6 protein-coding genes and 2 pseudogenes are annotated in these 7,691 nt (G+C 72.4%); 1 reads left to right on the top strand and 7 read right to left on the bottom strand.

The window, feature by feature from the left end; genetic code table 11:
• A pseudogene (locus tag ACTT8P_RS30635) lies at positions 1–249 on the bottom strand (SGNH/GDSL hydrolase family protein); the annotation flags it as partial.
• A gap of 188 nt (positions 250–437) precedes the next feature.
• Here ACTT8P_RS30635 and ACTT8P_RS30630 point away from each other — a divergent pair.
• A complete protein-coding gene (locus ACTT8P_RS30630) occupies positions 438–845 on the top strand; it encodes a DUF6278 family protein (RefSeq protein WP_361169009.1) in 408 nt (135 codons plus the stop codon).
• Positions 846–1,311: 466 nt separating this feature from the next.
• Here ACTT8P_RS30630 and ACTT8P_RS30625 read toward each other — a convergent pair whose 3' ends face one another.
• The 6 genes and pseudogenes from ACTT8P_RS30625 to ACTT8P_RS30600 form a co-directional block, all read right to left on the bottom strand.
• A complete protein-coding gene (locus ACTT8P_RS30625; protein ID WP_442835032.1) occupies positions 1,312–2,178 on the bottom strand; it encodes an ABC transporter permease in 867 nt (288 codons plus the stop codon).
• Between the two features lie 42 nt (positions 2,179–2,220).
• Positions 2,221–3,309 (bottom strand): annotated as a pseudogene (locus ACTT8P_RS30620) (ABC transporter substrate-binding protein).
• Between the two features lie 12 nt (positions 3,310–3,321).
• Positions 3,322–4,905: a carboxylesterase/lipase family protein gene (locus ACTT8P_RS30615; protein WP_442835031.1), complete on the bottom strand. Its 1,584-nt coding sequence runs from the start codon at positions 4,903–4,905 to the stop codon at positions 3,322–3,324.
• A gap of 67 nt (positions 4,906–4,972) precedes the next feature.
• Positions 4,973–5,680: a GntR family transcriptional regulator gene (locus ACTT8P_RS30610; RefSeq protein WP_442835030.1), complete on the bottom strand. Its 708-nt coding sequence runs from the start codon at positions 5,678–5,680 to the stop codon at positions 4,973–4,975.
• A 56-nt stretch (positions 5,681–5,736) separates the two neighbouring features.
• A complete protein-coding gene (locus tag ACTT8P_RS30605) occupies positions 5,737–6,597 on the bottom strand; it encodes an amidohydrolase family protein (protein WP_442835029.1) in 861 nt (286 codons plus the stop codon).
• Positions 6,598–6,684: 87 nt separating this feature from the next.
• Positions 6,685–7,668 carry a 4,5-dihydroxyphthalate decarboxylase gene (locus tag ACTT8P_RS30600; RefSeq protein ID WP_442835028.1) on the bottom strand — a complete coding sequence of 328 codons (984 nt, stop codon included), beginning with the start codon at positions 7,666–7,668 and terminating at the stop codon, positions 6,685–6,687.
• Between the last annotated feature and the right edge of the window lie 23 nt (positions 7,669–7,691).

Genomic DNA, 7,691 nt, shown 5'->3' with positions numbered 1-7,691 from the left:
GGTCAGCCGCGCCCCGCGCACCGTGAGCGCCCGGCCCGGCGTCCAGCCCGCGGCGGCCAGGTCACCGGCCGGCAGGAAGCCGCCCGCGCCGTCGAAGTCGGCCGCGCCGGGGCGGGCGGCGTCGCCGACGGCCGTGTTGTCGAAGTACCGCTCCAGCGGCAGCGGCGCGGCGGCCCGCGCCGGGGCACCCGGCGACCCCGCCACCAGCAGGGCGAGTACGACCGCCCAACCGCGGACTCCTCGGCGCACGGTGGCTCCTCCCCCTACGACAGGCCCTGGGCTCGGCGCGCCGACTCCCCGCCGGCGGACGCACGCGAAGCTAGGAAGGCACCCGGCGTCCGTCAACGCACCATGCCGGGCGGACCGGTGACTTCACCCGGACGCGAGCACCCGCGCGCCTGTGGTGCGTACGGCGGTACGAATGAAAGGCTGGAGATATGAACATCCCCTTCCTGGGCAAGCGGCGCGCGGAGCCGGGGACTCGTGACCCGGAGGGCATCGCCGGCCTGCTCGCCGAGTGCGAACTGCTGCGGTCCCAGGCGAGCCGGGAGGGCGTCCGGCTCGACGACTCCCCGGCCTCGCTGGAACAGCTCGACCAGGTCGTGCCGCGCTGGCGGGACGACGAGGAGATCCTGCCCTGGCTGGGCAACGACGCCGGGCTGTACCTGGGCACCGTCATCGTGCGCACCGTGCCGGGCGCCGCCTGGGGGTTCCGGGCGGACGGCCAGCCGGTGGTCCGGCTCGCCTCCGGCCGGGAGTTCGACGTGGTCGCCTCCGGCCACGAGTGGGCGGCCAGCGGCGCGCCCGAGCTGTCGCAGTCGTACGCCGAGGTCGCGGAGAACTGACCGCACCGGCCCACAACAACAGTCGTAAATACGGCTAATGCCCGAAAAGTGCGTGTCGGGTGTGGGGCGCCCGCTCGGCCGGATACGTTGCGGCAGCCAGGACACAGCTGAGGAAAAGGGCTGGGATGGTCGTCGATCCAGTGATCGAGTCGCCAGTGATCGAGTCGAGTGACGTCAGGACGTACGCGGCGGAGCGGGCCGGGGGCAGCGGGGGGCGCGCCAGTCCCGCGCCGGGGCCCCTCGGGCCACCGGCCTGACCCGGCCGCGGGCCCCCTCCGGACACCGGATCCGTCCGGTGCCAGCCGCAGATCACTCCTCGTGCGACGTGGGAGAAGGTCAGCTGCGCGCCGGCCGGGCGGTGGAGCGGCCCGCACGGATCGCTCGGGGCCCGGCACCGGACATCGCGTCCGGCGCCGGGCCCCGAGGCGTGCGCGTCCAGTGCCGCCCGCGACGGCCGCGGGCCCGCTCAGGCGGTCTTGCCCCGGGTGCGCCGGTCGCCCAGGCCGAGGTGCTTGAGGGCGAGGGTGTCCAGCGCGGTGAGCACCCCGTTGAGGATCAGCGTCATCGCCACCAGGACGATCAGACCGGCGAACTCGGTCGGGGCGTCCAGGTTGGTGGCCGCGGTGAACAGTTCGTGGCCGACCCCCTCGGTGGAGGCGATGAACTCACCGCCGATGACCCCGAGGATGGCCAGCGGTCCACCCGTCTTGAGCGCCGCGAAGAACGGCGCCGCCAGGGTGGGCAGCGTCACATAGCTCAGCACGTGGTGCCGGCGCCCGCCCATCACCTGGACGATCTCCACCAGCTCGCGCTCCCGCAGCCGCAACCCCAGGTAGACGTTGTAGAAGACCACGAAGGCCACCCCCGCCGCCGCGATGGTGATCTTCGACATCGGGCCGATGCCGAAGAACAGCAGGAACAGCGGGGCGAGCGCGATCTTGGGGATGCCGTTGACGGCCGCGATGAGCGGCTCCAGGACCTGGCCCGCGAGCGGCACCGAACCCAGCACCAGACCCATCACGGTGCCGATCGCCACCCCGATCCCGAAGCCCGCCACGATCTCGATCGCGGTCGCCTTGATGTCGAGCCATCCGGTCGACGAGCCGAGCAGGTCCCACAGGGCGTGCGACACGTCGGTGGGCTTGCTGACGGCGTACTCCGGCAGCACCGGCCCGCTCATCACCTGCCACAGGATCAGACACAGGGCGATCACCGCGATGCGCGCCACCACCACCAGGGCGGTCCGCCGCCACGCACTGTTCCTCACGCTGTTCGCAGGGCTCACTTTCTCGACCTCGGTCTTGCTTTCCGCACTGCTGGTGGCAGTCGCCATCGTCTGCTCCTTCCAGTTGGCCGGGCGCGGCACGCGGGCCGTCTACGGCAGGTACTTGTTGGTCCAGTTGTCAGCGGTGACCTTCGCGCCGTCGGGGAGCGTGCCCAGGCTGTCCAGGAAGGCCATGGTCTTCTGCCACCCCGCGGCGTTCATCGACCCGTCGGTGGGCCACTCGACCTGCTGGAGGCTGCCCTGCACCACGTCGTCCGGTACGCCGGTCAGGGCCTTCTGCGCGGCCTGGAGCACCGACTTGTCGTTGCTGTCCTTCAGGTGGGTGCTCATGTAGGCGGTCGCCTGCTGGACCGCCGCGACGAACTTCTTCACGATGTCGGGGTGCTGGGCGGCGTAGCTCTTCTGTGTCACCACGACCTGCCCGTAACCGGCCTGCTCGGCGGCCCACTGGGGGACCTTGACCGGGTCGGCGACCACGATGCCGTCCCCGGCGTCCTGGATCTGGAGCGGGATCGGCTCGGAGGTGAGGAACCAGTCGATCTAGCCGCTGTTGATGGCGGCCTTGTCGGCGGCCGGGCTCGGCAGCGAGACCCACTTCACCTTCTTGTCGGGGTCGACACCGTACTTCTTCAGGAAGATGCCGGCCTCGGCCTTGGTGTTCTCCGAGCTGGCGCCGCCGGTGGAGCCGGACAGCGCCTTGGCCACCCGCTCGGCGGGCGACTTCGCGGTCAGGTCGTGGGCGGCGGCGAACTTCTTGCTCACGACGAGGCCGAGCGGGTTGCCCAGGCCGTCCGCGGAGACCGCGATCTGCGGCAGCTTCTTGGACAGGGAGGTCACGAAACCGGTGGGGCTGCTGTCGAAGAAGTCCACCGAACCCGACTGGAGCGCCGACGGACCGGTCGACGCGGTCAGGGTCACGAACTTCATCTTCAGGCCCTGCTGCTTGAAGAAGCCCTGCGCGTCGGCGACCTGGAGCGGGGTGTCGAAGATGCTGCCGCCGCCGCCCACCGTGACCTCGGTGAGTCCGTCCGCGGTGGTCGTGGTGCCGGAACCGCTGCCGCAGGCGGTGAGCAGGGCCGGGGCGAGCACCGCGGCCGAGGCCGCGGCGAGCAGCCGCCGCCCGGCGGACGGGAGCCGGAAGCCGCTGCGGGCGGTGCGGCCGGTGTGGTCGTGGGTCATGAAGGTCTCCTGTCACCAGGCGTGCTGGGTACGGAAATAGCGTTGCCAGAAGTCGAGCCGGGGCGGGTCGGCCAGCGGGATGGGGCCGAAGCCCGCACCGACCTCCATGACCGCCGGGGTGTCCGGGGTCCATGCGGGCCAGTGCGGCAGTCCGGGTCCGTTGGGGTCGCCGGTGGCCACGTAGTTGGCCCAGTAACCGGTCATCGTCCGCGCGATGCCGTGGTCCTCGGCGGTCCACTCGGCACGGTCGGGGTGCAGGTTGCCGAGTACGAAGTCGATCTCGCAGCCGTGCGAGGCGCGGCGGGGGTCCTGGCCGGCCGCCGGGGCGGCGTAGGTCCAGAAGTAGGTGTACACGGGCCGGTTCGCGTGTGCGGCCCAGTCCTTCGCCCACAGCCAGGTGGAGATCCTGGCATTGTCCCGGACCGCCGCGCAATGGGCGTGCGCCGCCTCTTCGTCGGTGCGGCCCGGGTAGAGCCGGAGGAACTCGCCGGCCAGCGTCCCGAACTTCCGCCGGGCCGCGGCGACGTACTCCTGCCGGGTCACATGGACCGGCGGGGCGCCGGGCCGCCCCGCCTTGCGGCCGGCCGCCCGGTACGCGGCGAAGGTGCTCGCGGGCACCGCCCCGCTCTCGTCGAGGTTGCTCCCGGCGAGATACCAGACGTCGTTCTGCGCCCCCTTGGCATACGTCTCGGCGTAGCCGTACGGAATCACCCAGCCGTCCACGACCGGCCGGAACAGCGGCGGTTTGGCGGCGCTCCCGGTGTCGACGGTGTCGTCGATCGCGGAGGCGTCGCCCTCGACCAGCTTCTGCCAGGGCAGGGCGCGCAGTTGGCGCGGGGTGTGCGCGCCGCGGGCCGCCGCGTACCGGGCGCCGGCCGCCTCGGCGTCGGCCGGTGTCCGGTAGGACGAGGACAGATAGCGCAGTTCGGGGTCGCGGGCGTGGCGCGCGTGGCTCTGCGCGACGGCCCGCTGGAAGAGTCCCTCGGCCAGCGGTGACATGGCGAGGAAGTTGACCGATCCGGCGCCGGCCGACTGTCCGGCGACGGTGACCCGGTCGGGGTCGCCGCCGAAGCCGGCGATGTTGCGCCGGACCCACTTCAGGGCGGCGATCTGGTCGAGCAGTCCGTAGTTGCCCGAGACGTGGTGCTCGGACTCCTCGCTCAGCCCGGGGGTGGCCAGGAAACCGAGGGCGCCCAGCCGGTAGTTGAAGGTGACCACCACGATGCCCTTACGGGCCAGTGCCTCGCCGTCGTAGCGGGGGTTGCCGCCGGTGCCGACGCGGAAGCCGCCGCCGTAGATCCACACCAGCACCGGACGCGGCCGCCGGTCGCCGGGGTCCGCCGCGGTCCAGACGTTGAGGCGCAGGCAGTCCTCGCTCATCGGCAGGTCGTTGCCGTCCCGCTCGGACCCCGGCAGCTGCGGGCACATCGGGCCGAATCTGTTGGCCGGGAGCACCCCGGTCCAGGGCACCGGTGGTCGCGGCGGCCGCCAGCGCAGCTCGCCGACCGGCGGGGCCGCGTAGGGGATGCCGCGGAAGACGGTGACCGACCGGTCACGTCCCGGGATGCCCTCGACCACTCCCGCTTCGGTACTCACTCGCTGGTGCATGGGCTGCCTTTCCGGAGGGTGTCGCGCGGGCACGGAGAGCGGGGGAGGCACCTCCTCAGACGTCCGCCGGCCGGGCGGCGGCCAGGCGCTGCCGCTCGGCCTGGAGCAGCAGGGCCCGTCTGGCGCTGCCGACGTGGTGCAGCATGGCGGCGGTGGCCGCCTGCGGGTTGCGGGTGATGACGGCCCAGAGAATGGCCTGGTGCTCCTCCAGCGAGCCGGCCCGGGGGTGCGGCGCGGACAGGTTGCGGTACTGCCGCATCACCAAGGGGTAGAGCAGGATGTCGTACGCCCGGGCCAGGGTCCGCTGGTGGGCGGCCTCCTTCACCTGCTGGTGGAAGCGCCGGTTGCCCCGCGAGTAGCCCGTCGCGTCGCCGCGCGCCTTGCAGTCCTCCATCGCCTCCAGCGTGCGGCGCAGGGCCTGGATCTCCTCGTCGGTGCCCCGTTCCGCGGCCTTGCCCGCGAGCGCCGACTCCAGGGTCTCGCGCGCCTCCAGGATGTCCGCGGCCTCCTCGACGGAGAAGTGCCGGGTCCGCACGCCGCGGTTCGGCTCGCTGGTGACGTACCCCTCCTGGGCCAGCCGGACCAGCACCGTGCGCATGGTGCTGCGCGAGACGCTGAACATGCGGGTCAGGTCGGCCTCGGTGAGCCGGGTCCCCGGTTCGATGCTGCCCGACAGCAGCAGCGAGCGCAGACCCTCGTAGGCCTGGCTCTGCCGGGTCAGCGAGGTGCGGCCGGCGGCGTCGTCGAGACCGTTGGAATCCATGGTGATCACCTTGTGGGTCGGTGCGGAGGGGCCGGTCAGGGGCACCGGCGGGACGGTCAGGCGCCGCGCCGGGCCAGGTGCGGGTACAGCCGGCGGGCCGTCCCGGCGAAGATCTCCTGCCGGTCCGTCTCGGGCAGCGCGGCGAGGACGCCTTCGGCGAGGGCGCGCAGTTCGGGCAGCGACTGTTCGGCGGCGGGGAGGTTGGAGCCCCAGGCGATGCGTGCCGCGCCGAAGGACTCGACGACCGGGGTGAGGAAGTCGGCGGCCTGGTCACCGGCGTCGTGCAGCCGCTCCAGGTTGCGGTGGGTGAGCTTGAGGTGCAGGCCGGGGTGGACGCCGAGGGCGGCGACGTCGGCGCCGGCCTGTGCGGGCGAGGCGGCGATGTCGGGGTAGCCGATGTGGTCCAGGAGCACCTTCACACCGGGGAACCGCTCCAGCAGTTCCACCAGCTGTCCGGTGGCCGCGCCCAGCCGCATCTGGAGGCAGACCGGCAGGCCCAGTTCGGCGGCCCGCTCCCAGAACGGGAAGGTCTCCGGGGCGACGAACCACTCGCCCTGGGTGGGTACGGTGCTGCCGCTGGTGAACAGCCGCACCCCGGCCAGACCGCCCTCGCCGACGGCGGCCTTGAGCGAGTCGGCGGCGTCGGGCCGCAGCGGGTCGACGGTGCCGACGGCGACGAAGCGGTCCGGCCGGCTGCGGCTGCTGTCCAGGACGTAGGAGTTGTCGTAGCCGTAGTGGGTGGTGGCCTGCACCAGGACGGCCTGGTCGATGCCGGTCTCGTCCATGCGGGCGAGCATGCCTTCGGCGGTGACCGGGCGGGTGGCGGCCCAGGCGGACTGCTTGCCACCGAGGGGGGCTGGCGGGTAGCTGCTGGTGTCCGCGGAGATGATGTGGCAGTGGGCGTCTACGAAGTCCATGCGGGGGTCCGGCTCCTTGTCTCGTCCGTGTCTTGTTCTCGGGTCTTGTTCTCGGGTCTTGTTCTTGGGTCTTGTTCTTGGGGTGGTTCAGGCGTCCGGGTAGTCGCCCGCGGCGAACAGGGCCGTGAGGTCGGCGGGGAAGTCCGGGTCCAGCAGGCCCTGGTCGGTGGCGAAGCGGACCATGGCGATGAGGCTCGGCTCGTTGGCGGTGATGCCGTAGGGGACGGGGTCGCCGCCGATGTCACGGGCCTGGCGGGCCAGGCGGGGCACCGCCGCCCAGTCGGGCCGCGCGGTGAGGTGGCGGCGCTTGCTCTCGGCGAACGCCGCGTACAGCCTGGTCGGCAGCTCCGGGTCGCGCTCCACCAGTTCGGTGCGTACCGAGACGAGGGAGTGCAGGGGGTAGACGCCCTTGCGCAGGTAGTGGTCGACGGCGAGGGTGCCGGCCTCCGGGAAGAGCGGGTAGGGGCTCTCGTCGCCGCCGGCCTCGGGTTCGGCGGTGGCGGTCCAGCCGGCCTTCGGGGCGCCGGCCCGGCCGGTGCCGGCGTTGCCGGTCAGCGCGGCGTCGATCTCGCCGGCGCGCAGCAGTTCACCCAGCGAGCGGCCGTCGGTGACCCGCTCGACGTTGGCGGGCACCCGGCCCTCGATGTGGTCGTCGTCGTCCACCACCCAGGTGATGGTGTCGATGTCCACGCCGTACTCGTCGCGCAGCACACCGCGCACCCACACCCCGGTGCTCACCGAGTAGGCGCGCACCCCGATCCGGCGGCCCTCCAGGTCGCGCGGCACCCGGATGCCGGAGTGCGCGGCGCACTGCACGTCACCGTGGTGGAAGCGCCGGTTGAGGAACACCGGGACGGCGGTCAGCGCGATGCCTTCCTGACGTGCCATCAGGTAGGAGACGGGGGCGAGTTCGCACACGTCGAACTCCAGGTCCCGGATCATCCGCCGGTAGGCGCCGATGACCGGCTTGACCTCGACCGGGTCGACGGCGTACCCGTCCATCGTGATGTCGCCGTCCAGCAGGGGCTGCGCGTGCGGGTAGTCCCCGACGACGACCGTGAGCTTGTCCATACGTGGCTGTCCTTCTTCGTTCT

It is taken from the genome of Streptomyces sp. JW3 (genome assembly GCF_052216785.1).
In the GTDB taxonomy this organism is placed as follows: domain Bacteria; phylum Actinomycetota; class Actinomycetes; order Streptomycetales; family Streptomycetaceae; genus Streptomyces.
This window is presented reverse-complemented; position numbering and strand designations above follow the sequence as displayed.